Annotated in this window: 21 protein-coding genes; 11 read left to right on the top strand and 10 right to left on the bottom strand. The window is 72.9% G+C overall.

Translation table 11 applies throughout. The annotated features are described in order from the left end of the window. Positions 1-2: 2 nt before the first annotated feature. Complete coding sequence (locus MNZ27_RS00075; protein WP_242391972.1) at positions 3-1,841, bottom strand: sensor histidine kinase; 1,839 nt, start codon at positions 1,839-1,841, stop codon at positions 3-5. 325 nt (positions 1,842-2,166) lie between these two features. On the opposite strand from MNZ27_RS00075, the gene MNZ27_RS00080 reads away from it, so the two are divergent. Next, the gene (locus tag MNZ27_RS00080) at positions 2,167-2,802 is read left to right on the top strand and encodes a DUF47 domain-containing protein (RefSeq protein ID WP_242391973.1); all 636 of its coding nucleotides are present in this window, start codon (positions 2,167-2,169) and stop codon (positions 2,800-2,802) included. Between the two features lie 10 nt (positions 2,803-2,812). Further along, entirely contained in the window at positions 2,813-3,871 is a 1,059-nt protein-coding gene (locus MNZ27_RS00085) for an inorganic phosphate transporter (RefSeq protein WP_242391974.1), read from the top strand. A gap of 237 nt (positions 3,872-4,108) precedes the next feature. Here the strand turns inward: MNZ27_RS00085 and MNZ27_RS00090 are convergent, their stop codons facing one another. Beyond that, positions 4,109-5,155, bottom strand: a complete 1,047-nt coding sequence (locus tag MNZ27_RS00090; protein WP_242391975.1) for a radical SAM protein — start codon at positions 5,153-5,155, stop codon at positions 4,109-4,111. On the opposite strand from MNZ27_RS00090, the gene MNZ27_RS00095 reads away from it, so the two are divergent. After that, positions 5,154-5,552, top strand: coding sequence for a hypothetical protein (locus MNZ27_RS00095; protein ID WP_242391976.1), 399 nt, complete (start codon positions 5,154-5,156; stop codon positions 5,550-5,552). The two genes, MNZ27_RS00090 and MNZ27_RS00095, sit on opposite strands and share 2 nt — an antisense overlap. Positions 5,553-5,756: 204 nt before the next feature. Here the strand turns inward: MNZ27_RS00095 and MNZ27_RS00100 are convergent, their stop codons facing one another. Further along, positions 5,757-6,365: a DNA-3-methyladenine glycosylase gene (locus tag MNZ27_RS00100; RefSeq protein WP_242391977.1), complete on the bottom strand. Its 609-nt coding sequence runs from the start codon at positions 6,363-6,365 to the stop codon at positions 5,757-5,759. Between the two features lie 152 nt (positions 6,366-6,517). Here MNZ27_RS00100 and pyk point away from each other — a divergent pair, with 152 nt between their 5' ends. The 4 genes from pyk to MNZ27_RS00120 all read left to right on the top strand — a co-directional run bounded on the left by pyk (position 6,518) and on the right by MNZ27_RS00120 (position 11,621). Further along, positions 6,518-7,990: a pyruvate kinase gene (pyk, locus tag MNZ27_RS00105; RefSeq protein WP_242391978.1), complete on the top strand. Its 1,473-nt coding sequence runs from the start codon at positions 6,518-6,520 to the stop codon at positions 7,988-7,990. Positions 7,991-8,233: 243 nt separating this feature from the next. After that, positions 8,234-9,418 (top strand): M24 family metallopeptidase, encoded by a 1,185-nt coding sequence (locus MNZ27_RS00110; RefSeq protein ID WP_242391979.1) that lies wholly within the window; start codon positions 8,234-8,236, stop codon positions 9,416-9,418. Further along, entirely contained in the window at positions 9,418-10,911 is a 1,494-nt protein-coding gene (locus MNZ27_RS23820) for an MBL fold metallo-hydrolase (protein ID WP_242391980.1), read from the top strand. The genes MNZ27_RS00110 and MNZ27_RS23820 overlap by 1 nt, the downstream gene beginning before the upstream one ends. A gap of 185 nt (positions 10,912-11,096) precedes the next feature. Continuing rightward, positions 11,097-11,621 carry a hypothetical protein gene (locus MNZ27_RS00120; protein ID WP_242391981.1) on the top strand — a complete coding sequence of 175 codons (525 nt, stop codon included), beginning with the start codon at positions 11,097-11,099 and terminating at the stop codon, positions 11,619-11,621. Positions 11,622-12,187: 566 nt separating this feature from the next. On the opposite strand, the gene MNZ27_RS00125 is transcribed toward MNZ27_RS00120, so the two are convergent. From MNZ27_RS00125 to MNZ27_RS00135, 3 genes are all read right to left on the bottom strand, one after another. Beyond that, positions 12,188-12,745, bottom strand: coding sequence for a hypothetical protein (locus MNZ27_RS00125; RefSeq protein ID WP_242391982.1), 558 nt, complete (start codon positions 12,743-12,745; stop codon positions 12,188-12,190). Between the two features lie 138 nt (positions 12,746-12,883). Further along, complete coding sequence (locus tag MNZ27_RS00130) at positions 12,884-13,414, bottom strand: toxin-antitoxin system YwqK family antitoxin (protein ID WP_242391983.1); 531 nt, start codon at positions 13,412-13,414, stop codon at positions 12,884-12,886. Further along, positions 13,411-14,820, bottom strand: a complete 1,410-nt coding sequence (locus tag MNZ27_RS00135) for a sigma-54-dependent transcriptional regulator (RefSeq protein WP_242391984.1) — start codon at positions 14,818-14,820, stop codon at positions 13,411-13,413. Before MNZ27_RS00135 ends, MNZ27_RS00130 begins: the two co-directional genes overlap by 4 nt. A gap of 329 nt (positions 14,821-15,149) precedes the next feature. Here MNZ27_RS00135 and ftsH point away from each other — a divergent pair, with 329 nt between their 5' ends. The 4 genes from ftsH (at position 15,150) to MNZ27_RS00155 (ending at position 20,645) form a co-directional block, all read left to right on the top strand. Then, positions 15,150-17,024 carry an ATP-dependent zinc metalloprotease FtsH gene (gene ftsH / locus MNZ27_RS00140; RefSeq protein ID WP_242391985.1) on the top strand — a complete coding sequence of 625 codons (1,875 nt, stop codon included), beginning with the start codon at positions 15,150-15,152 and terminating at the stop codon, positions 17,022-17,024. A gap of 131 nt (positions 17,025-17,155) precedes the next feature. After that, positions 17,156-18,574, top strand: a complete 1,419-nt coding sequence (locus tag MNZ27_RS00145) for a phospholipase D-like domain-containing protein (protein ID WP_308197882.1) — start codon at positions 17,156-17,158, stop codon at positions 18,572-18,574. A gap of 251 nt (positions 18,575-18,825) precedes the next feature. Continuing rightward, positions 18,826-20,130 carry a DUF2157 domain-containing protein gene (locus tag MNZ27_RS00150; protein ID WP_242391987.1) on the top strand — a complete coding sequence of 435 codons (1,305 nt, stop codon included), beginning with the start codon at positions 18,826-18,828 and terminating at the stop codon, positions 20,128-20,130. Next, positions 20,130-20,645 carry a GDYXXLXY domain-containing protein gene (locus MNZ27_RS00155; RefSeq protein WP_242391988.1) on the top strand — a complete coding sequence of 172 codons (516 nt, stop codon included), beginning with the start codon at positions 20,130-20,132 and terminating at the stop codon, positions 20,643-20,645. The genes MNZ27_RS00150 and MNZ27_RS00155 overlap by 1 nt, the downstream gene beginning before the upstream one ends. A gap of 228 nt (positions 20,646-20,873) precedes the next feature. Here MNZ27_RS00155 and MNZ27_RS00160 read toward each other — a convergent pair whose 3' ends face one another. The 4 genes from MNZ27_RS00160 to MNZ27_RS00175 all read right to left on the bottom strand — a co-directional run bounded on the left by MNZ27_RS00160 (position 20,874) and on the right by MNZ27_RS00175 (position 25,500). Beyond that, positions 20,874-21,581, bottom strand: a complete 708-nt coding sequence (locus tag MNZ27_RS00160) for a hypothetical protein (RefSeq protein WP_242391989.1) — start codon at positions 21,579-21,581, stop codon at positions 20,874-20,876. Continuing rightward, entirely contained in the window at positions 21,578-23,113 is a 1,536-nt protein-coding gene (locus MNZ27_RS00165; protein WP_242391990.1) for a recombinase family protein, read from the bottom strand. The genes MNZ27_RS00160 and MNZ27_RS00165 overlap by 4 nt, the downstream gene beginning before the upstream one ends. A gap of 1,041 nt (positions 23,114-24,154) precedes the next feature. Further along, positions 24,155-25,321: an AAA family ATPase gene (locus MNZ27_RS00170; RefSeq protein ID WP_242391991.1), complete on the bottom strand. Its 1,167-nt coding sequence runs from the start codon at positions 25,319-25,321 to the stop codon at positions 24,155-24,157. Continuing rightward, entirely contained in the window at positions 25,318-25,500 is a 183-nt protein-coding gene (locus MNZ27_RS00175; RefSeq protein WP_242391992.1) for a hypothetical protein, read from the bottom strand. Before MNZ27_RS00175 ends, MNZ27_RS00170 begins: the two co-directional genes overlap by 4 nt. Positions 25,501-25,502: the final 2 nt, after the last annotated feature.

Raw genomic sequence — 25,502 nt, forward strand, 5'->3', positions numbered from 1 at the left:
GGTCACGCGAGGTGCGCGGCGGTCGCCGCGGGGAGCAGCACGGTCACGGCCGCGCCGGCTCCCTCCTCGCTCTCCACCACGATCCGGCCGTGGTGGGCCTCCACGATGCTGTGCGAGACGGACAGGCCGAGCCCGACCCGCCCCACCGAGTCCTTGGTGGTGAAGAAGGGATCGAAGATCCGCTCCCGGATCGTGACCGGGATCCCCTTGCCGGTGTCGGCGACGCGGAGCCGGAGCGCCTCGCCGCCGACGGTGCCGAGGCTCACCTCGAGGGCGCCGCCGCCGGGCATCGCGTTGACGGCGTTCTCGACGAGGTGAGCGACCACCTGCTGGAGCTGCACGGGGTCGCCCTGCGCGTCGGGCAGCGGCTCCTCGAACCGGGTGGTGAGCGTGATCCCGGCGGCGCGGAGCCGGTCCTCGTAGAGCGCGAGGGCGGCGCGCACGGGCCGCGCGAGGGGGAAGCGCTGCCCGGGGGTCGCCTGCTCCTGATCGGCGAACGCGCGGAGATCCTCCACCACCCGCGCCACCCGGCCCGCCTGCTCCTGCGCCCGCGCGATCATCTCCGCCTGCTCCGTGCCCTGGAGCTGCTTCTTCAGGATCGCCAGGTAGCCGGTCACCGCGGTCATCGGGTTGTTCAGCTCGTGCGCGAGCCCCGCGCCGAGCGAGCCGAGCGCGGCGAGCCGGCGCGTCCGCAGGATCTGATCCTGGGCCGCCTCGAGCTCCGCGGTCCGCTCGTCCACGCGCTTCTGCAGCTCCCGGTTGAAGGTCCGGATCTCCTCGTCGCGCCGCCGGACCTCGCCGGTCATGTGGGCGAAGGCGCGGCCAAGGTCCGCGATCTCGTCCCGGCCGCCGACCGCGACGGGCGCGGAGTAGTCGCCGGACGCGATCGCGGCGGCGGCGCGCGAGAGCCGCGCCACCGGCCGCGTCACCATCCGCGCGAGGACCACCCCGAGCGTCCCGGCGAGGATCACCGCCACCGCCGCCCAGCTCCAGGTGTAGAACCGCAGCCGCCCCGAGGCGCTGAACGCCTCCGCCATCGGCTGCGCCACCACGGCGCCCCAGCCGAGCCCCTTCACCGGCGCGAAGGCCGAGAGCCACCGCTCCCCGCCGGCGCGCCGCACGAGCCGCGACCAGGACAGGTCGCGCGCGAACCCGACGTCCGAGAGCACCCGCTCATCGGGGGTGAGCGAGAGCGGCCGGCCCGAGGCGATGGGCTCGCCGCGCGCGTCCACGAGGTAGGCGAGGCTGCTCCCGCCGGAGAGCTCCGCGAGGCGGCTCTCGACGTCCCGCAGCACCAGCTCCGCCGCGAGGGTGCGATCCTTCGCGATCCGGAGCGCCACCGCGATCCGGACCGGCCCGTGCGCGCCGCGGTAGGGCGCGCCCAGGGCGGTCGCGCCGGGGCGGGGCGGCGCCGGAGGGATCCGGCGCGAGAAGGCCTCCACGTCCGCGTCGGTCACCGGCTCGCGCCCGGCGAGCGCGGGGGACTCCTCCGGGTCCCGCTCGAGGACGGGCCCGGCGATCGGGACGCCGCGGTCGTTCACGACGGCGAGGATCGAGACGAAGGAGAGCTGGCGGTACGGCACCGACAGCATCTGCGCGGTCTCGCCGGGCGCGAGCTCGTCGAACGGCAGGGCCGCCACCGCGAGGCGGAGGCTCTCGATCGAGCTCGAGACGAAGCGATCGGTGAAGAGGGCGAGGTCCGCCGCGGTCTGCGTCTGCATGCGCCCCACGGTCCGCTGCAGCTCGTCCCGGCTGACCGTGTAGGACACGAGCCCCAGCAGCGCGACGGGCAGGACGCCCACCGCGAGGAGCACGAGCCCGATCTTGGCGCCGAACCGCATGCGGTGCGCGTCCTCCGACCGGCCCGCCGGCGCCCCGGCGGGGAAAGAGGCGAGCCCGCCCCGGGTGGCCATCCCACCCGCTCGTACATGGGCGGGTCAATATGGCTGCCTCACCGGCGGGCGGACAAGCCACGAAACAGCCCCCAATGTCCCACATTCCGGAGACATGTCCACGAAAGGGATGCGCCCCCGTGGTCAAGGCCTTCGCGCGGGCTGCCGCACGATCGGGCGCCCTGCCCCCCGCCCGGTGCCTGTTTGACTGGCGTGCCGGAATGGGTATGGTCGCGCCGCCGAGCCAAGGCCCCCCGGCAGGAGACGACGGTCGATGACGATGTTCGAGAAGCTGATGCCGAAGTCCGACGATTTCTTCTCGGATTTCGAGGCACAAGCGGCGACGGTCGTGGCAGGCACCAAGCTGCTCCACGACCTCCTCCAGGACTTCACGGACGTCCCCGCGAAGTGCCAGGCGATCAAGGACATCGAGCACCGCGCGGACGACATCACGCACCGCGCCTTCGCCCGCCTCCACACACAGTTCATCACCCCGTTCGACCGGACCGAGATCCACCGGCTCCTCTCCCGGATCGACGACGTGCTCGACCTCGCCGACGCCGCCGCGGAGCGGCTCGGGCTCTACGACATCGAGTCGGTGCTCCCGGAGTCGCGCGAGCTCGCGGCGGTGCTCGTCGCCCAGTCCGAGAAGATGGTGGAGGCGGTGAAGCTCCTCCGGACGATGAAGAAGGATCCGCGCGCCATCATCGAGGCCTGCAAGGAGATCAACGTCCTCGAGAACCAGGCCGACACGCTCACGCGCAAGACCATGGCGATGCTCTTCAAGCGCGGGAACGATCCGCTCACGGTCATGAAGTGGAAGGAGATCATCGACCTGATCGAGAGCGCGACCGATCGGGTCGAGGACGTCGCGAACGTGATCGAGGGCGTGGTCCTGGAGCACGCGTAGCGAACCCACCATGCTCACGCTCGTCGTCGTCGCCCTCATCGCAGTCGCCCTGGCGTTCGACTTCCTCAACGGCTTCCACGACGCGGCCAACTCCATCGCGACGGTGGTCTCGACGCGCGTCCTCTCGCCGCTCACCGCGGTGGTCTGGGCGGCGTTCTTCAACTTCGTCTCGGCGGCCCCGGTGCTCTGGGGCGTCGAGCTCAAGGTCGCCGCCACGATGGGCAAGGGGATCGTCGAGTTCCCCGCGCTCCAGGCGCGCGGGCCGACGTTCGTGCTCGCCTTCATCTTCGCCGCCCTGGTGGGCGCGATCGTCTGGAACCTCGTCACCTGGTGGTGGGGGCTCCCGTCGTCCTCCTCCCACGCCCTCGCGGGCGGGATGATCGGCGCCTGCCTCGTGGCGCTCGGGCCGAGCGGCCTCATCCGCGCCGGCATCCTCAAGATCGTCCTCTTCATCGTGCTGTCGCCGGTCATCGGCCTCGTGCTCGGCGGGACGATGATGGTCCTCACCGCCTGGGTGGTCCGGCGGAGCACCCCGCTCAAGGTGGACCACTGGTTCCGCCGGCTCCAGCTCTTCTCCGCGGCGATCTTCAGCTACAGCCACGGCACCAACGACGCCCAGAAGGTGATGGGCATCATCACGGTGATCCTCTACGGCACGGTCTGGGCGGATCGCGCGGCGATGACCCCCGGCCACTTCCCGGTGCCGTTCTGGGTGGTCCTCGCCTGCCACCTCTCCATCGGCCTCGGGACGATGTTCGGTGGGTGGCGCATCGTCAGGACGATGGGCCACAGCCTGACGAAGCTCCAGCCCATCGGCGGCTTCTGCGCGGAGACGGGCGGCGGCGTGACCATCCTCGCCCTCGCCCACCTCGGCATCCCGGTCTCGACGACCCACACCATCACCGGCGCGATCGTCGGCGTCGGCGCGACCAAGGGCTCGCGGGCGGTCCACTGGGGCGTCGCCGGCCGGATCATCTGGGCCTGGATCTTCACGATCCCGGCGGCGGCCGTGGTCGCCGCGGTGCTGTTCAGCGTGACCCGCGGGGCGATCGCGCTCGTCGGGGGTTAGGCGCGCAGGGCCGGTGACCGCTCCCCCCGTGGCCGTGCCCGTACCCGTCACCGATCACCGTGCCCGCCTCCCGAGTCCCGTGTCCCCTGGCCCGTGACTCCGTCGGATCACGGGGTGCGGGCCACGGGCCACGCGAGGGCGGGTCACGGGTGACGCAGAAGCCGGTGACGGTGACGGGCACGGTGCACGGGTGAGCGAACCCTGACCTCGTCGTGCTCGTGACCGTGCCGACCGCGCTCACCGCCCCCGGGCGCGCGACGCGAGCATCCCGCAGGCGGCGTGCTCGTCCTGCCCGCCCGAGTAGCGGCGGACGATGGGCTGCCCGGGCAGCTCGCGGGCGAGGGCGTCCCGGAACGCGTTCCACTCGTCCTCGCCGGGCGGCCGGAAGCGGCCGCTCGCGTCGTTCACGGCGATGGGGTTGAGCCGCACCGGGATCCCGGCGAGGAGCCGGCCGAGGGCGGCCGCGTCCTCCGGGCCCACGTTCACGCCGGAGACCATCACGTACTCGAGCGTCACCCGCCCGCGCGCCGCGGCGTGCTCCCGGATGGCGTCCACGAGCTCGTCGAGCGGGAAGCCCTCCTCGACGGGCATGAGGGCGCGGCGCTTCCAGGGGATCGCGGCGGTGAGCGAGACGCAGAGCCGGAACTTGTGCCCCTCGGCGGTGTACCGCCGGATCATCGGCACCACGCCCGCGGTGGAGATCGAGATGCGGCGCGCGTCGATCCGGCCGCCGGCCGGATCGCAGAGCGCGTACGCCGCCTCGAGCACCGCGTCGTAGTTCAGGAGCGGCTCGCCCTGCCCCATGAAGACGACGCCCGTCACCGGGAGGGTCGAGTCGGCGCGGACGTGCAGCACCTGGGCGACGATCTCCCAGCTCCGGAGCGAGCGGGTGAGCCCGAGCTCGCCGGTGGCGCAGAAGGCGCAGCCGAGCGCGCAGCCCACCTGCGAGGAGACGCAGACCACGTGATGCGTGTCGTGGAGCGGGATCCGCACCGCCTCGACGCGCTCGCCGTCCGGGAGGGCGAGGAGGTACTTGCGGAAGCCGTCCCGGGCGTCCACCGCCTCGACGCGGGTGAGCTCGCCGGGGATCGCGAGGGCGGCCACCCGATCCAGCACCTCGCGCCGGACGTTCCGCGCCCCTCGGAGCGACTCGCCCCGCCCGATGACCGCGCCGGTGATCCGCCGTGCGTCCTCCAGGGAGATCCCCGCTTTGCGGGCGAGGGCCCGGCTGTCCTGACCCAGCAGGTGGAGCACGGCCGCCAGATAGCATAAGTTCCGCGCCATGAGAGCACTCGCGCTAGCGGGCCTCCTCCTCCTCGGAGGGTGCATGGCCTACGTGGAGCCGTACGCCGAGCCGACCACGCCCCCGCCGCCGGCCGCCCCGCCGCCGCCGGCGAGGCCCGCGCCGCCGCCTCGCCGGTACCTCTCCGAGCGCCAGGCGGTGGACGTCGCGTTCCAGATCGCGCAGGACCGCGGCCTCGACGTGGAGCGCGTCCGTCACGCCCACCTCGACGGCGCAGGGCGCTGGCACGTCGAGCTCGGCGGGCGCGATCGCGCGAACCTCGTCCTCGACGCGCGCGACGGCCGCCTCCTGAAGGGCCAGTTCAAGCAGCGCGGCCACGGCCACGGCCACGGCCATGGCCACGACGACGACGACCAGGGCGAGGAGTGGGACGACTGAGCATGGGCCGCTCGGCCGGGTCGAGCCCGTCGCGAGGCACACGATGCCGTCGCCGAGCCGGGCACACGACGACGGAGCAGCGCAGGCGCTTCGAAGTTCCGTTCGCCCTGAGCGTAGGCGCGCGCTGCGCGCCGGAGTCGAAGGGCGAGCAGCGGACGGAGGAGTCTGCCCGGCGCAGGCAGGCAGCGTGCGCCGCAGCAGGGCTCAGCCCGCCCGCCCCCGCCGGCCGGAGGGCGTCGGCCTGCTCACCCACGGGTTCCCGGCCAGCGCGAACCGCCACGGCCGCTCCGCCCACTCGCCCGCGGACTGCACGTTGACCCGCGGCCCGGCCACGATCCGCTCGGCCGGGGGCGGCGCGTCCTCGACGAAGAGATCGTCGCCCAGGAGGTCGCGGCCGTTGTCGTGCTCGCGCCGGATCGCGAGCGCGCGGCAGAGGTTCCCCGGGCCGCGCGTCGAGTGCAGGCACCCCTCGAGCGGCTCGGCGGCGCGGACCAGGACCGCGGAGGGGAAGCCCTCCGGCCCGGTCACCACGTTCATGCAGTGGCTGGTGCCGTAGATCAGGTAGACGTACGCGACCGCCGGCGGCCCGAACATGATCGCCGCGCGCGGCGTGGGGCCGGCGCGCGCGTGCGAGGCCCGGTCGTCCGGGCCGTGATACGCCTCGGTCTCCACGATGCGCGCCGCGCGGCGGTCGCCGCCGTCGCGGTGCACGAGGATCTTCCCGAGCAGCTCGCGCGCCACCGTCCGCGTGTCACGCGCGTAGAACTCGCGCGGGAGCTTCCGGGGGGCGCGCGCAGGGAGGGCCTGGGCCATCTCGCCGTGACCGTACCGCGCGGGCGACGCGGGCGCCAACGCGATGGCCCCGTGCGGGGCGTGCACCGCGCCGGCGCTCGCCCGGCGGGCAGCCCGCGCGCCGGGCGGATGCGTGGACTCCGGTCGCCGTGCGGCGTTAAGAACACGCTTCTATGCGCCGAGCCAAGATCGTCGCGACGCTCGGGCCCGCTTCCGCAGACCCGGCGGTCCTCGAGAAGCTCCTCGATCTCGGGGTGGACGTCGCGCGCCTCAACTTCTCCCACGGGCGGCACGAGGATCACGCCCAGATGCTCGACAAGGTCCGGGCCGCCTCCCGCCAGCTCGGGAAGGCGATCGCCGTCCTGCAGGACCTGCAGGGGCCGAAGATCCGCACCGGCCCGCTCAAGGCGGGCAAGGCGGGCGTGCGCATCCGCAGCGGCGACGAGCTCGTCATCACCACCGAGGACGAGGTGCTCGGGGACGAGAAGCTCGTCTCCACGACCTACCCCCACCTCGCCGAGGACGTGCGGGCGGGCGACCGGCTCCTCGTGGACGACGGCCTGCTGGAGTTCCGGGTCCTCTCCACCGACGGCGTGCGGGCGCGCGTCGAGGTGGTCGAGGGCGGGATCCTCGGCGAGCACAAGGGCATCAACCTGCCCGGGGTGGCGCTCCGGGCCGAGGCCCTCTCCGAGAAGGACCGGGCCGACGTCGCGTTCGGGATCTCGCACGGCGTGGACTACGTCGCGCTCTCGTTCGTGCGCACGCCGGCGGACGTGCAGCTCTGCCGCGCCGAGATGGAGCGGGCGGGGCGCGTCGTCCCGATCATCGCGAAGATCGAGAAGCCGGAGGCGCTCGACAACATCGACGCGATCATCGCCGCCGCGGACGGGGTGATGGTCGCGCGCGGCGACCTCGGCGTGGAGATCCTGCCGGAGCGCGTCCCGGGGCTGCAGAAGAAGATCTGCCAGAAGGCGAACGCGGCCGGGAAGCCCGTGATCGTCGCCACCCAGATGCTCAACTCGATGATCGAGCACCCGCGCCCGACGCGCGCCGAGGCCTCGGACGTCGCGAACGGCGTCTGGGACGGCGCCGACGCGGTGATGCTCTCGGGCGAGACCGCGAGCGGCCGCTACCCGCTCCTCTCCGTGCAGATGATGGACCGGATCGTCCGCGAGGCGGAGGAGGACATCGCCCCGCACCCCGTCGGCCTGCCCACCCGGCTCGGCGACGCCGAGAGCCCGGACAGCGAGGTGATCGCGGCCGCGGCCTGCGAGGCCGCCGCCGTGTCGCGCGCGGTGGCGATCTGCTGCTTCACGCTCCGCGGCGAGACCGCCCGCCTCCTCGCGCGGTTCCGGCCGCACGTGCCGATCGTCGCCTTCTCGCCGGACCAGGCGATCCGGCGCCGGCTCTCGCTCTACTGGGGCGTGGTCCCGAAGGTGATGGAGCCGGTGAAGAACGCGGACCTCATGGCCGAGCTGGTCTCGGACCGGCTCCTCGAGGAGGGCTCGGTGAAGCCCGGCGACCGGGTGGTGCTCGTGCACGGCTCGCCCCTCGGGATCCCCGGCCACACCAACTCGATCCGGCTCCACGAGATCACCCACCCCTCGGAGCGGGGACCCGCGAATAGATACCGCGTGCCGGTGTAGAGAGGCGGGACGGGCACGAGTTCCGTGCCCGTGCCCGTGCCCGTCACCGTGACCGTTCCCCGTGCCCGCATCCCGCCTCCCGTGTCCCCTGGCCCGTGATCCGACGACGGCGTCGGTCCACGGGAACCGGGCCACGGGCCACCGGAGGCGGTTCACGGGTCACGCAAAAGCCGGTGTGTACGGTGCACGGGGTACGAGCGACGAAACGGAGCGTGCGGCCTCCGCGCGTTATAGCCTCTCCCCATGGACATCCCGGCCCTCCAGCGCGCGCTGGCCGAGCAGGACCTCGACGCGTGGCTCCTCTACGACTTCCACGGCCAGAACCCGACCGCGCTGGACGCGCTCGGCCTCGCCGGGCACATGCTCACCCGGCGGTGGTTCTACCTCGTGCCGCGCGCGGGCGAGCCGGTCGCCCTGGTCCACGCGATCGAGCTCGGCTCGTTCCCGCGCGAGGTGGAGGGCGAGCGCCGGCGGTACGCGTCGTGGCAGTCGCTCCGCGCGGAGCTGGGCGCGCTCCTCGGCCGGCTCCGGCCCGGGGCGCGGATCGCGATGGAGTACTTCCCGGAGGGGGCGATCCCGTACCTCTCCCGCGTGGACGCGGGGACGCTCGAGCTCGTGCGGACCTTCGGCGTCGAGGTGGTCTCCTCCGCCGAGCTCGTGCAGCGCTTCCTGTGCCGCTGGGACGCGGCGCAGGTCCGCAGCCACGCCCGGGCGCTCGCCGGGATCGAGGCCGCGAAGGACGCCGCCTTCGCCCGGATCGGCGAGGCGCAGCGGCGCGGCGAGCGGATCCTCGAGACCGACGTCCAGCGGCTCCTCCTCGAGCGCTTCGCGGCGGACGGCCTCGAGGCCGACCACCCGCCCATCGTCGCCGTGAACGGCCACGCCGGGGACCCGCACTACGAGCCCTCCGAGGCGACCCCGACCGCCATCGCGCGCGGGGACCTCGTCCTCATCGACCTGTGGGCCCGCGGGACGGGGCCGCGCGACGTCTACGCCGACATCACCTGGGTCGGCTTCTGCGGCGACGACCCGCCCCCGCGGCTCCGGGAGATCTTCGCGGTCACCGCCGGCGCGCGGGACCTCGGCCTCGCCACGGTCGAGCGGGCGCACCGCGCGGGGGAGGTGCTCGAGGGGTGGCAGGTGGACCGCGCGGTCCGCGACTTCATCGGCCGCCACGGGTTCGCCGAGCGGTTCCTCCACCGCACCGGCCACTCGATCGGCACGAGCGTGCACGGCGACGGCGCGAACCTCGACGACCTCGAGACGCACGACACCCGCCGGCTCGTCCCCGGCCTCGCCTTCTCGATCGAGCCCGGCATCTACCTCCCGGAGGAGGGGCTCGGCGTCCGGAGCGAGATCGACGTGGTCCTCACCGCGGACGGGCCGAAGGTCTTCGGCGACCTCCAGCGGGAGCTCGTGAGGATCTAGTGTCCTTCGTCCCGATCGCGCTCCCGCCCGCGCCGCCGCCCGCCGAGCCCGTGATCGCGGCCGCGGTGATCCTCCACCGCGAAGGGCCGCGCGGGCGCGAGGCGGTCCTCGTCCGGCGCGGCAAGGACCTCCGCTTCGCCGGCGGCTGGCACGCCTTCCCCGGCGGGCGGCTCGACCCGGAGGACCGCGCGATCCCCGTCGCCGGCGCGCCGGACCCGGAGGCCGCCGCCCTCGTCGCCTGCGCCCACCGCGAGGTGTTCGAGGAGACCGGCGTCCTCCTCGCGCGCGGCCGGGAGCGCCTCGGCGCCGCGGCGCGGACCGCGGCGCGGCGGGCGCTCCTCGACGGGTCGCTCGGGTTCGGCGCCTTCGTCGCCCGGAGCGGGCTCGCCCTCGACGCGCGCGACCTCCTCCCGGCCGGTCGCTGGATCACCCCCGAGCACCTCCCGCTCCGCTACGACGCGCGGCTCTTCCTCGCGGCGCTGCCGGCGGGCGAAGTCGCGGAGATCTGGCCGGGGGAGCTCGCCGACGGCGGGCTGCGACCGGTCGCCGACGTCCTCGCCGCCTGGTCGCGCGGCGAGGTGCTGCTCCACCCGCCCAACCTGAACGCCGTCCGGACGCTGGCGCGCCCCGGTCCCGTGGACCTCGACGCGCTCCGCGACCCGCCGCACTGCGCGGGGTTCGTCTGCCGGCGGATCGAGTTCCAGGAGGGGTTCTTCCTGGCCGCCCTCCGCACGCCGACGCTCCCCCCGGCCACGCACACGAACTGCTGGCTCGTCCCCGACGGCCCCGGCCTCGCGGTGATCGACCCCGGCGCGCCGGATCCGGCGGAGCAGGCGATCCTGTTCGAGCTCGTGGACGGCCTCGCGGCGGAGGGGCGGCCGCCCACCGCGATCTGGGTCACCCACTGCCACCCGGATCACACCGGCGCCGTCGCGGCGCTCGCCGCCCGTCATCGGCTCCCGGTGCGGGCCCACCCGCGCGCCGCCGGCCGGATCCGGGGCGTCGAGAACGCGCCGCTCCGCGAGGGCGAGCGGCTCGGCGATCGCTTCCGGGTCCTCGAGACGCCCGGTCACGCCCCCGAGCACCTCGCCTTCCTCGACGAGCGGACCGGGGCGCTCCTCTGCGGCGATCTCGTCTCGACCCTCTCGACGATTGTGATCGACCCGCCGGAGGGCGACATGGCCGAGTACGAGCGGCAGCTCGCGCGCGTCGAGGCGCTCGGCCCGCGGACGCTCTATCCCGCCCATGGCCCGCCGGCGCCGGACGCCGTCGGCCAGCTCGCCGCGTACCGCGCGCATCGGCGGGAGCGCGAGGCGCTCGTGGTCGCCGCGCTCGCCGAGCCGGCGCCGCTCGCCATCGTCACCGCCCGCGCCTACGCGGACACGCCCCCGGTCGCCCACCCCATCGCGGCGCGGAGCTGCCTCGCGGTCCTGCTCCAGCTCGAGCGCGAGGGACGGGCGCGGCGCGACGGCGAGCTCTGGCGGGCGGCCTGACGGTAGCTCGCTCGGCCGCGTGCGTGGCGCCGGCTCGCCTGCTCGCCTGCCCGCATGCATCGGATTTCCGAGCGTAGTCCACGGAAAGCCGCGCCTCGCAGGGGGCCCGGTACCGGAACGATCGGATAAGGCCCCGGATTCCCGGAGCCCGACCAGGGGCATGGCCGTTGCAAACCTGACCTGTCATGTACGCAACCGCGGCGAAGATGGTCCGGGTCACGCTCCTCCTCCTCGCCGCCTTCGTGCTCGGCGGCGCCTCAGCGGAGGTCGCGGTCCGTACCCGCGACGCGGTGAAGGTCGCGGACGTCGAGCGCGCCACCGGCGCGGCCGGCCAGCTGGTGGCGCTCCAGCTCACCGACGGGCTCGGCCAGGTGGTGGCGCGCCCGCGGCTGATCTGCCCGGCGGGGAAGTCGGCGCAGGTCGTGCTGCACGATCCCGCGCGGCCGGCGGAGGTCCGGCTCGCCTTCCGGGTGGAGGCGGAGCGGGAGCCGTCCGGCGAGATCGCGCTCGACTACGAGCTCTGGATCCCCGAGCGCGCCGTCTCGGCGAAGGGGAAGCTGTCGCTCACCCCCGGCGCCGAGCAGGCGGTCCAGCTCGGTGACGGAGAGCTGGTCGCGACCTGGCTCGCGGTGCCGGTCCCGTCGGCGCAGTTCGACGCGATCATCGACGCCGAGCGGGCCGCGCGGAGCAGCGTGGTGAAGGCGTCGTAAGGAGAGCCGTCCGCTGCGACCGGGCGCGGTCCGCGAACCCGAACCCGCCACCCGCACCCGAAACGTCTCCCGAGTACCGTGGCCCGTGAATCCGTCGGATCACGGGAACCGCCGGGCCACGGGCCACGCGAGGCGGTTCACGGGTCACGGAGAAGCCGGTGACGGTGACGGGCACGGTCACGGGGCATCTCGAACGCGAACCCGCAACCCGCACCCGTCTCCCGGTTCCCGGGTCCCTGGCCCGTGAATCCGTCGGATCACGGGAACCGCCGGGCCACGGGCCACGCGAGGCGGTTCACGGGTCACGGAGAAGCCGGTGACGGTGACGGACACGGTCACGGGGCATCTCGAACGCGAACCCGCAACCCGCACCCGTCTTCCCGGTTCCCGGGTCCCTGGCCCGTGAATCCGTCGGATCACGGGAACCGCCGGGCCACGGGCCACGCGAGGCGGTTCACGGGTCACGGAGAAGCCGGTGACGGTGACGGGCACGGTCACGGGGCATCTCGAACGCGAACCCGTTTCCCGTGCACCCTGGCCCGTGATCCGGACCGCCGGACCGGCCCTCACCGCTCGGCAGCGCGGGCCTCCGCCTCCGTCGCGGCGGCCTCGACGCGGACCTGCCGGAGGCGCGCGGCGAGGGCGTCGCGCTCGAGGAGGAGCTGGTGGAGCCGTTGCATCTCGAGCGGGCTCGCGGCGGTCCTGCCGGTCGAGCCCGCGGCGGCGTGCCGGACCGTCGCGACCGAGGAGAACCCCCGGCCCGGGCCGGACGCGAGCGTGCGGCGCAGCCCGGCGATCCGGACGTCCAGGTCGGTGAGCGCCGCGGCGAGCCGATCGGCCTCGTCGTGCAGCGCGTCGGCGCGCTCCCGCAGCTCCTCGGCGCTCGGCGCGACCGCGGCCGGGGCGGGCGTCACGGCGGAGCGTTCGTCGATCTCCTCGGCGAGCTCCTGGGCCCGCACCAGGAGCCGCTCGAGCTCCCGCCCGGTGGCGCGCCCCTGGAGCCGCTCGTTCTTGAGCTGCGCGATCCGCTCGGCCACCGCCGAGAGCTCGGCGCGGGCCGCGTCGAGGGTGGGATCGGAGGAGGCGAGCGCGAAGGCGAGGGTGAACCCGATGATGCACGGCATCGCGGTGAGCCTCGGAGCAACCTCCGTGCCGCCCCGAAGCCCGCTGTTCACGCGCTTTTCCGCGTCCCGACCGCGACGCGCGCGCCGACTTTTGCGGGAGCGCCCTCGAAAATCCGAGCCCTCCGCCGTGCGGGCGCCCTACGGCGTGCTCGACTGCTCGCCGTAGTCCACCGTCCCGATCTCCCGCCCGGCGGCGTCGAAGGTCCGCCACCGGCCGCACTGGGCGCCGCCGCAGTGACGCCCCTCGGTCTTCGGGGTGCCGTCCGGCCAGTACGCCGCGAACGGACCGTCCGCCACCCCGTCCCGCCAGGTCGAGATCTCCTCGATCTGGCCGGACTCGGAGGTGATCGTCCAGCGCCCGGTCTTGCGCCCGCCGGAGTAGGTGCCCTCCCGCGCCCGCCGGCCGTTCCGGTGGTACTCGACGAACGGGCCGTCCCGCTTCCCTTCGCGGAACCGCTCCTCCGTCCAGAGGCCGCCGTGATCGTAGTACGTGCGCGCCGGCCCTTCTCGCCGGCCCTCGCCGTACGGGTCCTTCCCCTCGCACCACTCCTCGTAGCCGTCGGTCGGCGCCGCGCCGCGGTGCTCGGTGCCGGCGGGGCACTCGAGCGGCGCCGGGGCGACCGGCGCCGGCGCGGCGGCGAGGAGCAGCGCGAGCGCGAGCGTCTTCACGACGCGTCCTCGCCGGGCTCGCCGGGCTTCACGATCCCGTACTTCTCGAGCTTGTAGTAGAGCGCCGACGGCTTGATGCCGAGGAGGCGCGCGGTCTCCGCCTTCACCCCCCGCGCGCGCTCGTAGGCGGCGAGGATGAGCTGCCGCTCCAGCTCCTCGAGGACGTCCGTGAGGCTCCGGTCGCCGGTGAGGACCGGGAGGGCGGCGGCGGGCGGCGCCTCGCGGAGCCCCTCCGGCAGATCCTCGGCCCGCACGAGCTCGCCCTCCGCGAACACCAGCGCCTGCTCCACGACGTTCTCGAGCTCGCGGACGTTGCCGGGCCAGCGGTACCGCCGCAGCAGCGCGAGCGCCTCCGGCGCGAACGCGGAGACCTTCCGCCCGATCCGGGGCGCGGCGCGGGCGAGGAAGGCGCGGGCGAGCTCCTCCACGTCGCCCTCCCGCTCGCGGAGCGGGGGCAGCGTGATGGGCACGACGTTCAGCCGGTAGAAGAGGTCCTCGCGGAAGCGCCCCTCGGCGACCATCGCGGCGAGGTCGCGGTTCGTCGCCGAGACCACCCGGACGTCCACCTGGATGGTCTCCTCGCCGCCGACGCGCTCGAACTGGCGCTCCTGGAGGACGCGGAGGAGCTTCACCTGGACCGACGGCGGCAGCTCGCCCACCTCGTCGAGGAAGAGCGTCCCCTCGTGCGCGAGCTCGAACCGCCCGAGCTTCCGCCGCACCGCGCCGGTGAAGGCGCCCTTCTCGTGGCCGAACAGCTCGGACTCGAGGAGCCCCTCCGGGATGGCCGCGCAGGAGACCGACACGAACGGCTTCGCGCGCCGCGCGCCCTGGTCGTGCACCGCGCGGGCGACGAGCTCCTTGCCGGTGCCGGACTCCCCGAGGACGAGGACGGTGGCGTCGGTCGCGGCGACCTTGCGGACCTGGTCGAGGACCCGGCGCATCGGCTCGGAGCTGCCCACGAGGCCGTGCGGCGCGTGGGCCCGCACCAGGTCCTCGTCGAGCGCGGCGGCGCGGGCGCGGGCGGCCTCGGCGCCGCGCCGCTCCCGGGCGATCTCGACGGCCTTCTCGACGCGGGCGCGGAGCACCTCCGGGCTGAAGGGCTTCTCCAGGAAGTCGATGGCCCCCTCGCGCATCGCCTCGACCGCGACGGCGATCGTGCCGTGCGCCGAGACGACGAGCACGGTGGCGTCCGGGTAGTCCGCCCGGAGCCGGCGGACGACCTCGATGCCGTCCACGGGGATCATCCTCAGATCCGTCACCACCACGTCGAACGGGCGCTTGTGGTAGGCGGCGATCGCCTCGGCGCCGCCCTTCACCGCCTGGACCTCGTGGCCGAGGCGGCTGAGGGAGAGGGTCATGCCCTCGCGGAGGGCGTCGTGGTCATCGGCGACGAGGATGCGGGCCATCGGCGCGGAGTGTAGCCGAGAGCCGGGGCGAGGGCGTCCGGGCGGGCGCCGGGCTGCCGGCAAGGCGCCGGGTGAGCGCGGCGCCGGGCGGGCGCCTGGCGCGCGCGGCTCGACGCCGTGCTCCCGGGCGAGCGGACGGGCGGCGGCGGAGCGCGAATCCTGACCGAGAGTAGTTTTCCCGATCGGTTCCCGGACCGGCCGGCGACCCGATTCGGGCGCGGCATTCCTTCACCATTCCTCACGGATCCTTCGCGAATTTGATGTTTGTGTTCGCCTGCCCGGTGGTTACGGATCATCGAGCGGCGCGCAGCGCGCCCGCCCAGGTGCCCATGAACAGGAAAGCAGCCGGCTTCAACCTCGCCTACGTGCTCCTCGCCGCCCTCGGCGTGCTCGTCCTCCAGGACTGGTGGGTGCGCTCCGAGGCGGTCGCGCGGATCCCCTACTCGGAGTTCCAGAAGCTCGTGCGCGAGGACAAGGTCGCGAAGGTCTCCATCTCGACGGACCAGGTCTCCGGCGAGCTCAAGCAGGCGCTCAACGGGAAGACGCGGTTCGTCACCACCCGCGTCGATCCCGAGATCGCGAAGGAGCTCGACGCGCACGGCGTGACCTACACGGGGCGCGTCGAGAACGGGCTCGTCTCGCTGGTGCTGTCGTGGGTGATCCCCATCGGCCTGTTCTTCGGCGTCTGGATCTTCCTCGGGCGCCGGATGGCGAAGCAGATCGGCGGCCCGGGGCCCGGCGGCCTCATGGCGATCGGCAAGTCGAAGGCGAAGGTCTACGTCGAGACCGACACCAAGGTGACCTTCGCCGACGTGGCGGGGGTGGACGAGGCGAAGGAGGAGCTCAAGGAGATCGTCTCCTTCCTGAAGGACCCGAAGGGCTACGGGCGCCTCGGCGCACGGATGCCGAAGGGCGTCCTGCTCGTCGGCCCGCCGGGCACCGGCAAGACGCTCCTCGCCAAGGCGGTGGCCGGCGAGGCGAGCGTCCCGTTCTTCTCGATCTCGGGCTCGGAGTTCGTCGAGATGTTCGTGGGCGTCGGCGCGGCGCGCGTCCGCGACCTCTTCGAGCAGGCCCGCGCCAAGGCGCCGGCGATCATCTTCATCGACGAGCTGGACGCGCTCGGCCGCGCGCGCGCCGCGGGGGGCGTGTTCGGCGGCGGGCACGACGAGAAGGAGCAGACCCTGAACCAGCTCCTCGTCGAGCTCGACGGCTTCGACCCCACCGCCGGGATCGTGCTCCTCGCCGCGACCAACCGCCCGGAGATCCTCGACCCGGCGCTGCTCCGCGCCGGCCGCTTCGACCGGCAGGTGCTGGTGGACCGGCCGGACCGGATCGGGCGGCTCGAGATCCTGAAGGTGCACACGCGCAAGGTGCTCCTCGAGGAGGCGGTGAAGCTCGAGGAGGTGGCGCAGCTCACGCCCGGCTTCACGGGCGCCGATCTCGCGAACCTCGTGAACGAGGCGGCCCTGGTGGCGACCCGTCGTCACGCCGAGCGGATCGCGATGGTCGACTTCAACGTCGCGATCGAGCGGATCGTCGCCGGGCTCGAGAAGAAGAACCGGCTCCTCAACCCCAAGGAGCGCGAGGTGGTCGCGCACCACGAGATGGGGCACGCGCTGGTCGCCGCCGCGCTCCCGGGCACCGACGCGGTGCACAAGATCTCGATCATCCCCCGCGGCATCGGCGCGCTCGGCTACACGATCCAGCGCCCGACCGAGGACCGCTACCTCATGACGCGGGAGGAGCTCGAGAACAAGATGGCGGTCCTGCTCGGCGGGCGGGCCGCGGAGGAGCTCGTCTTCTCGCACCTCTCCACCGGCGCCGCCGACGACCTCTCGAAGGCCACCGAGATCGCGCGCAGCATGGTCACCCGGTACGGCATGGCCGGGGCCCTCGGGCCGGTCACCTACGAGAGCGAGCCGAACGGCTTTCTCGGCGTCCCGGGCATGCCCGGCGCGACGCGGCGGCTCTACGCGGAGGAGACCGCGCGAGAGATCGACGTCGCGGTCCGCGGGCTCGTGGAGGACGCGTTCCAGCGTGCGCGCGGGCTCCTCGTCGCGAACCGGGCGCTGCTCGACGAGAGCGCGCGGGAGCTCCTCGCGAAGGAGACGCTCTCGGGCGCGGAGCTCGCCGAGGTGCTCGGGAAGGTCCGGGCGGGCGGAGCGCAGGTCGCGGCGGCCGCGGCCATGACGGGCGCCCGGTAGCGCCGCCCAGAGCCCCCGGTGGGGCGCTCGCCGGCGCAGGGGCCCGCGGATCGCTCGCGGCGGGAGGCGGCGGCGGTGGGCGGGAGACGAATGCTCGATTTCCCGCCCGGGCGGTGGTTCGATGCTCGCCGGTGGCGCGCGAACTGTGGACGATCATCGGCGGCGGCATCGCGCTCGCGGTGGCGCTCGTCGCGTCGGCGCACGCCGTGCTGCACAAGCGCGACGTCCGCGCGGCGCTCGGGTGGGTGGCGCTCATCTGGTTCGCGCCGGTCGCCGGCGCGGTCGCGTACGCGGTGCTCGGGGTGAACCGGATCCGGCGGCGCGCCCAGGCGCTCCGCCTGCCCGACGTCCGCGAGCGCCCCGAGGACCTCCCGCCGCCGCCGCACCTGCCCGAGGAGGCCGAGCACCTCCGCGCGCTCGTCCGGCTCGCCGACGCCATCGTCCGCCGGCCCCTCGTCGCCGGGAACGCGGTGGAGATCCTCGAGGGCGGCGCCCGCGCCTACCCGGCCATGCTCGAGGCGATCGACCGCGCCGAGCGGTCGGTCACCTTCTGCACCTACATCTTCGACCCGGGCGCCGCCGGCGACGCCTTCGTGGAGGCGCTCGCGCGGGCGCACGACCGGGGCGTCCACGTCCGCGTCCTCATCGACGCGATCGGCGCGCGCTACCGCTGGCCGCCCCTGTACCGCCGGCTCCGCCGGCGCGGCGTCGCCACCGAGCTGTTCCTCCCGCGGCTCACCCCGGCCTGGCTGCCGTTCGTGAACCTGCGCAACCACCGGAAGCTCCTGGTGGTGGACGGGCGGGTCGGGTTCACCGGCGGGATGAACGTCCGCGACGAGTTCCTCGCGGCGGACGGCCTCCCGCCCTCGGTGGACGTGCAGGTCCGGATCGAAGGGCCGGTCGTCGCCCACCTCCAGAGCGCCTTCGCCGAGGACTGGCTCTTCACGGCGGGTGAGCCGCTCGAGGGCGAGGGGTTCTTCCCGCCCCTCCCCGCCGCCGGCCCCGTGCTCGCCCGCGGCGTCGCCGACGGCCCGGACGAAGACTTCGAGACGATCCGCTGGCTGCTCCTCGGCGCGCTCTCCGCCGCCCGCCGCCGCGTCCGGATCGTCACGCCGTACTTCCTCCCCGACGCGACGCTCGTCACCGCCCTCAACGTCGCCGCGCTGCGCGGGGTCGAGGTGGACCTCGTGCTCCCGCTGATCTCGAACCTGCCGGTGGTGCAATGGGCGCAGACCGCCCAGCTCTGGCAGGTGATCGAGCGCGGCTGTCGCGTCTGGCTCACGCCACCTCCCTTCGACCACACCAAGGCGATGACCGTGGACGGCGCCTGGGCGCTGCTCGGCTCGGCGAACTGGGATCCCCGGAGCCTCCGCCTCAACTTCGAGTTCGACGTCGAGGCGTACGACGCCGACCTCGCCGCCCGGGTGGACGCCCTGGTGGACGCGCGCGTCGCGGTGGCGCACCTGCTCACCCTCGGCGAGGTCGATCGCCGTCCCCTCGCCCTCCGCCTCCGCGACGGCGTGGCGCGGCTCCTCTCTCCGTACCTGTGACGGCCGCGCGCACGCCGCCGGACCCGAGCCCGAGCCCGAACAACTTCTCTCGGTCGGGCCGAACCCAACCCGGTGACCCGCCCCGTGCGGTGCCCCGATGACCTGACCCGCGGATGACTTTCGGCCGGCGCCCCCCGGTCGGGGCGCCCGCGAATTACTCTCGGTCGGGCGCGGGCACCGCGGCGCGTCCTACCGCCGCGGCATTTCCTGCTCGACCCGGTGGTAGGCTCCCCATGAGGAGGGGTGTCTCCATGGAAGCGCTCTCTGGCGGGTTCCGCGACGGGCTCCGGCGGGAGCTGCCCCGCTGGCTGGACGAGGGGCTCGTCGCCCCGGATGCCGCGGCGGCACTCCGCGCGCGCTACAGGCTCGACGAGCGGGACAGGACGCTGCCCGGCCTCCTCGCGGTCTACCTGCTCGGCGCGCTGCTCGCCGGCGCCGGCGTCATCTCGCTGGTGGCCTGGCACTGGGAGGGGATGGCTCCCTCCTTGAAGCTGGCCCTCCTCGGCGGCGCGCTCGCGGCGCTGCACGTCGCGGGTGCCAAGCTCCAGCCCCGCGCGCCGCGCCTCGGCCACGCGCTCGCCTTCCTCGGCACGCTGGTGTTCGGCGCGAGCGTCGGCCTCGTCGCGCAGATCTTCCATGTGAGCGGCGTCTGGTGGGGCGGGTTCGCGGCCTTCGCCGCGGGCGCCCTCGCCGCGGGCCTCCTCTACGAGAGCCTCCCGCACCTGCTCCTCGCCGCGGTGCTCGCGCTCTGGGTCGCCGGCCCGGGCCTCGGTCACGATCACCCCGCGCCCGCGGTCGCAGGCGCCTGGGCGGCCGTGGCGCTCTTCCTCGGGCTCGCCTGGCGCCACCGCTCCCGCGCGCTCGTCGTCCTCGCCGCCGTCGGGCTCGGGGCGACCTTGGTCGGCGTGCTCTCCGGCGTGTTCGAGGGCACCCACGCCGTTCCCCTCGCCGTCGCCGCCGTGGGGGCGATGTTCGCGAGCGCACCGCTCGCCATCGCGCCGCTCCAGGCCCGGAGCGACACCGCCGCCCGCCTCGCCGGCGCGGCGCGGGTCACCGGCCGGCTGGCCTTCGTGGCCAGCGCCTGGTGCCTCTCCTTCACGGACCTCGCCCGCGGCGCGCTCCTGCCGAGGCCGATTGACGCCGCCATCCCCGCCGTGATCGCGCCCGCGCTCGTCCTCGCCCTCGCCGCCCTCGTCGTCGGGCTCCGGCGCGAGGACGTCGAGCCCCTCGCCCGCGGCGAGGCCATGCTCCTCTTCGCGACGGCGCTCGCCTTCGCGGCGGGGCTCTCGCTCGAGACGGGGCGCGCCGCCGCGCTGGTCGCGAACCTCGTCCTCGCCTTCCTCGCCGCCGGCCGGATCGTGCGAGGGCTCGCCACGAACCAGCGCGCGCCGTTCTGGGAGGGCATGGGGATCGCCGGCCTCGTGCTCATCACCCGGTTCGTGGAGAACGAGCTCTCGCTCCTGGCCAGGGGCGTGATCTTCCTCGCCGCCGGGATCGCGGTCATCGTGGCCGGAGCCTGGTTCGAGCGCCGCCGGGCGCGGGCGGAGGTGGCGTGATGCGCGCGACGAACGGGCGGCTCCTCGCGGTGCTGCTGGTGCAGTTCGCGATCCTCGCGGCGATCCCGTTCCGCCAGGTCCGGGCCCGCGCCGTCGGGGCCGAGATCACCCTCGCGACCCTCCCCGTCGATCCCCGCGACCTCCTCTCGGGCCACTACGTCACCCTGCGCTACGAGGCCGAGATCCCACGTGGCCTCGCCGAGCTCGGCGCGCCGGCCGACGCGACCGTCTGGGTGGTGGTCGCTCGCGGCGAGCCCGCCTGGCGCCCCGTCGCGGTCGCGGTGGCGCACCCCGCGACCGGGCCGGATCAGGTCGCGATCCGGGCGCGCCAGGTGGACGGCCGCGCCGTGATCCCGTCCGCGCAGCGCTTCTACATCCCCGAGGCGCGCCAGGACGAGGTGAACCGGGCGCTGCTCGCGACCCGCGGCGCCGGCCTCGTCGACGTCCGGGTGGACCCCGACGGCAACGTGGCGCTCGTGCGCCTCCGCGTCGGCGACGTCGTGGTCGACAAGTAGCCGGGCCCGACCGAGAGTAATTTGCGAAACGCGATGACCGGAGACCGCGAGACCGGTTGGTCCCGCGCTCGGCGGGGCAGAATCGCCGACCAGGCCCGATGAAAGGCAAGAGAACGGGTTTGGAGGTCCCGTTGAGATCGTCGGCGCCGCGTTACAGAGGCGTGCGCGAGCCCTCGGCCTCTCGATCGAGAGCCGGTCGGGGCTGGCTAGGGCAACGGCGCGATCGGACTATTCGCAGGCTCCGCCGCACCTCGCGGCGTACTGGACGCGCATCAGCCACGTGCCTGGCGGGAACAGGACGTCGCGGACGCCCGCTCTCCAGGACTCGAGCGCCTCTTTGTACGCCGCGACGAACTCGGCGAGTCGCTGCAGCGCCTCGATCCGCTTCCACCCGTTCCTGCACGCGACGCGAGGGTTGAGCCCCCGCCGCGGCTCGCCGGAGGGTGGATGCGCGCGGGGCTTCTGGGCGAGGACACGGGCCACTCCCAGGAAGGACCGTCCTTCGCGTCCGAGCTCGGACGCGGCGCGATCCTCCGCGTCCCGCAGCGCCTCGCCGAGGCGCTTCCGGAATGAAGCATCCGACGCGAAGCCAGGAGGCCGACAAGGCTGAAGGCTCGCCGACGCCGGCATGCGGCCGAGCTCGCGGAAGAACACCGTCGGCCGCTCGGCGACGATGGGCTCTCCGCCGATCATTCCCGGATCGGACCAGAGCCCGGGCCACTCCCGCCCACGGCGCACGAGGCCAGCGGCCACGGGGTTCGCGAGTACGTAGACCATCTTCTCGATCACCGCGTCGTCCGTCTCGAGCTTCACTGCGCTGTAGCTGTTGCGTTCCCAGAAGCCATCCCACCGGCCAAGGGAACAGTTCGTCGCCCTGGCGACCAGGCCATCGAGGTACCGGTGGAACTCGGGGAGCCGCGCACGCGGATCGGTCACGACCAGGTGGAAGTGGTATCACCGCACAGTTGCGTGACGCCCTCCCCACCCGCGGGGGCGAGCGGCAAGAGCCCGTCTAGCTTCACTTCCCCGTCCGGCATGATGCGGACCGAGCAGTCGGCCCCCCCGAAAAGGAGTTCCACGACCCGGCGCCATCCGGCGAAGTCGTCACGGGCGATGTTCGCGCGGGCATCGCGTAGGGCCGCCTCGATGTCCTGCACGCGCGCCGTCGCGCGCCTCGCCGCCTCGACCGCCGCCTGTGCGACGGAGAGCCGGGACGTGGTTGCTTCGCGGAGGCGGGCGATCTCCTGCGCCTGCCGCTCGTAGACAGCGTCGCTCATCATGCCCTTGGACGCGAGCCGGACGAGCTTCTCCTCGCGCTTCGCGAGGGCGTCGAGTTCGGCGCGGATGTCCTCGACCTTCTCGACCTCGGCCGCCATCCACGGGCGGCGGATGGCGGCGAGGAGGGCCTTGGGATCGGAGAGCACGGGTCGGATCGCATCCTTGATCTCGGCGTCGATCGGCGCGACCTGTCGGAACCGCCCGCACGCAGGGTCATGGTCGCGCTGCCGGTGGGATCCGCATACGTAATAGATGTGCCGGCTCGCGCCAGTCTTGGCGATGTGGATGATGGAGCCACAGACGCCGCAGCGGGCGACTTTTCGGAGCAACGCCTCGTGCCGAATGGCCGTGGGGCCGGAGGAATACGAACGTGCGCGCCGCAACGCCTCCACGGCGCGCCGCTGCGTATCCTCGTCCACGATGGCGGGGCACGTCATCGACACGCCGTAGCTCGTCATTCGACCAACGGCGCTCGGCGCGGCGACCATCGCCTTGATCGGCGACGGATGCCACGCGCCGCCGCGCGGCGCTGGAATTCCGGCATCGTTCAGCGCCGCCGCGATGCTGCGCAGGCTCTTGCCGTCGATGACGTCGGAGAACAGCCGCCGATAGACCGCCGCCTCGACCTCGTCGATACCCCAGGTGCCGCGCTCGCGATCGTAGGTTCGTCCGTAAGGGAGGGTGGTGACGGGGACGCCCTCGCACGCCTTCCGATGGCGTCCGGCGAGCGTCCGCTCCCTGATCGCGCGCCGCTCGCGCGCGGCGAAGAGGGACTGCAAGTACCAGTCGATTTCGCCGATTTCGGAGCGGGGGTCGATGACGTGACCGGAGGCGTCGCGGATGACGGCGCCCGCATCCGAAACGAGCCCGTAGACGACGAAGCGCTCACGCGGGTCGTCGTGTCGAGTCAGGCGATCGATTCGACGCACTCGCAGTTCGTCGAATGCCCTAGCGTCCGAAAGCTCCTTAAGGCGTCGCAGGTCGGGGCGGTAACGGAAGCTAACGGCGCCCGAGACGGCGCGGATGGCGCCGCAGTCGATGCGCTCGACGAGGACGCCGGGGTGTGTCTCGCGCAGCCTGTCGAGCGCCGCGCGCTGGTCTGCGGGCGTGTCGCGGTCGGCCTGCGCCTGACCCGAGACCCGGAGTAGCTCGACGATTCGGGGGAGTGCGGGGGCCTCTCTAGCGGCCATGGCGGCGTTCCTCCTGCTCGACGCCGCGAGTCAGCAACGCGCGGATCACGTCGGAGCGGTTAACAGGAACAGGACCGGCCTTCGTCCAGCGTTCGGCAATTCGGTCAAGCCGGGGGATTACGTCGGCTGGGAGCCGGATGGCCGTCTGCACCTGCCTGGGGCGTTCAGTGGCCTTCATGGGTTATAGTGTATCCCACCGCGCCCCACCGATCAACCCGCCCGAGTGACGCTGAGCGCGTCGAGGCACCTGGCGAGGAGGTCGCCCCAAGCGTCGCGAGTCATCGGGCGGCCGACGATGGCGACGTGAGGGCGGCTCGCCGCGATCGCTGCCGCGTCGTCCCCATCGTTCGTATCGCCCTTCCCCCTTGCGTTCGACGAGGACCGGCGTCGCACCCCACGAGCCCGTGGCCTTGCGACGGCGACCACGTTGGACGATGTGAGGGGCGATGCGCGGTCACGATCAGCCGCCACTCGCTTCAACCGCCGCATCTCTCGACGAAACGCGGCGTCGTCAGGTTTGACGCCTGTGAAATCGATCAACATCCTGACCTCCATCTACTGGCGACGAAGGCGACAGCGCCGACGATGAGAACGGCGACCGCTAGCGTCATGACTCGCCTTGGATCACTCGCACTCCATTCCATTGCCGTTCCTTCTTTCGCTCGGCTGTATTCTCACCCTGATCACGAAGATCGGCCGCGTCGCGACCGCCTGCCGCGGGGAAATGCCTGGGGTTAACGGCTCTTGGAAGCCCGAACGCGCAGAGGGGTCTGTCTTCTGCTCAGGATTGGATCCACGCCATTTCCGTCGGAGGTGTGTGCGCGCCTTCGGCGCGCGTCGTTCCGAGAGTCGAGATTAAAGGCCGATCCTGACCTCGACTCGGAGGCGCGCCCGGAGGGCGCGTATTCCCGCTCCGGTAAGGTGGGATCGTGGATCCCACGTAGATCCCGGTGGATCCCATGGACCCACGGGAGGTGGAGTCGTGGTCCCCGCCCTTAAGGCGGGACCACCCACCGGATCCACCCACCCGACCGCGACACGTCATCGCGCGGCCTCAGGAAGTGAGTAGACGGGTTCTTGTCGCGACCCGCTCCCTTGAAGAGCGTTCGACGCGACGAGATCGGTGAGAGCGGCGCTAACCTTGTTCTTGCGAGCGCAGAGCCGTGCACTAATGACGTTGGCGCCGAAGGCGACGGATCCACCCTCGACGCGAATGAGTTCGAGGATGCGAGTCTTGAGAGCTTCGTAGCTCGACGATTGCGCCGGTCGATCCTCGGTCGCCGACCCAGTGATGGCGGACACTCGAAGGCCGGCTATCGGATCTCCGTCGCTCTCGACGTCCTCGATCGCTAGCCGAAAATCGTCGATCGTTCGTCCGGAGATGCGCGCCTTCTCGTGGACGACCTTGACCGGCTTGCCCTTCTCACCTGAGAAGATGAACACTGACGAGCAAGCGTCGAAGAGGGCGCCGGATCCTCGAATCGTCATCCGCGGTCCGCCGTTCGCCACGGCGCTAGGCTTTCGTGCGTGATGGATCACCTTGCACGTCATCCCTGTCTTCTCAGAGACTCGCGCTAGTCGATCGAGAGGAACGCGAGATTCAGACGAGTTCTCGTCAGTGCGAGGACAAGCGGCGCGAAACGAATCAACGATCAGAAACTCGATCTCGCCTCCGAGTCTCGACAATATCTCTTCGGCGTTATCGTCATCGAGATACAACTTCGGAAACGGGACAACGGTGAGCCTCCCCTGCAAGTCTCGTGGATCGATCCCGCGAGCGCGAGCGAGTCGCTGATAGCGCGAGCGTGTGAGGCGGCTTCCTTGTTCGTAGTCGAGATGAAGCACGCGGCCGCGGCGCACCGGAAATCGTCCCCACGCTGGGGTTCCGGACGCCACCGCGAGGGCGAAGTCCTGAGTTGCGACCGTTTTGCCCGTGTAGCCGTATCCAGCGATCAGAGACGGAGCGCCCGGTGCCATGTCGAGCGCCTGACACATCCAGTTGACAGGATCCAACGGCGCGAAGATGGCTTCCGCGTTTAGAAGCGACGCGGTCATGACCGCGACTCCGTTCGCGCGGGCGGCCGCAAGCTCCGCAGCGATCGCTGCGTCCTTGGCGTCCTCCTCGCGCCGCCCTTCTTGCCTCTCCCGAAATCGTTCACGCCGGATCTCGTCAATCCGGCGATTCCCTGAGAGATCGGCATACTTCACGCGCGCGCCTTCCTTGGATCTGGCGTGATGTCGATGATCTCGCGGATGTGCGGATCGCACTCGCAGATGCCACCGCGAAGCTGCGGGCAGTCGTCGTCATGCGCGATCGTGATGTGATAGACCCTGCCGCGCTGCAGTCGCCGAGACTCTCGGACGAGTGTCCGCAGGTAGTTGCTCATGG

This window comes from Anaeromyxobacter oryzisoli (assembly GCF_022690765.1).
GTDB classification, from domain to species: domain Bacteria; phylum Myxococcota; class Myxococcia; order Myxococcales; family Anaeromyxobacteraceae; genus Anaeromyxobacter; species Anaeromyxobacter oryzisoli.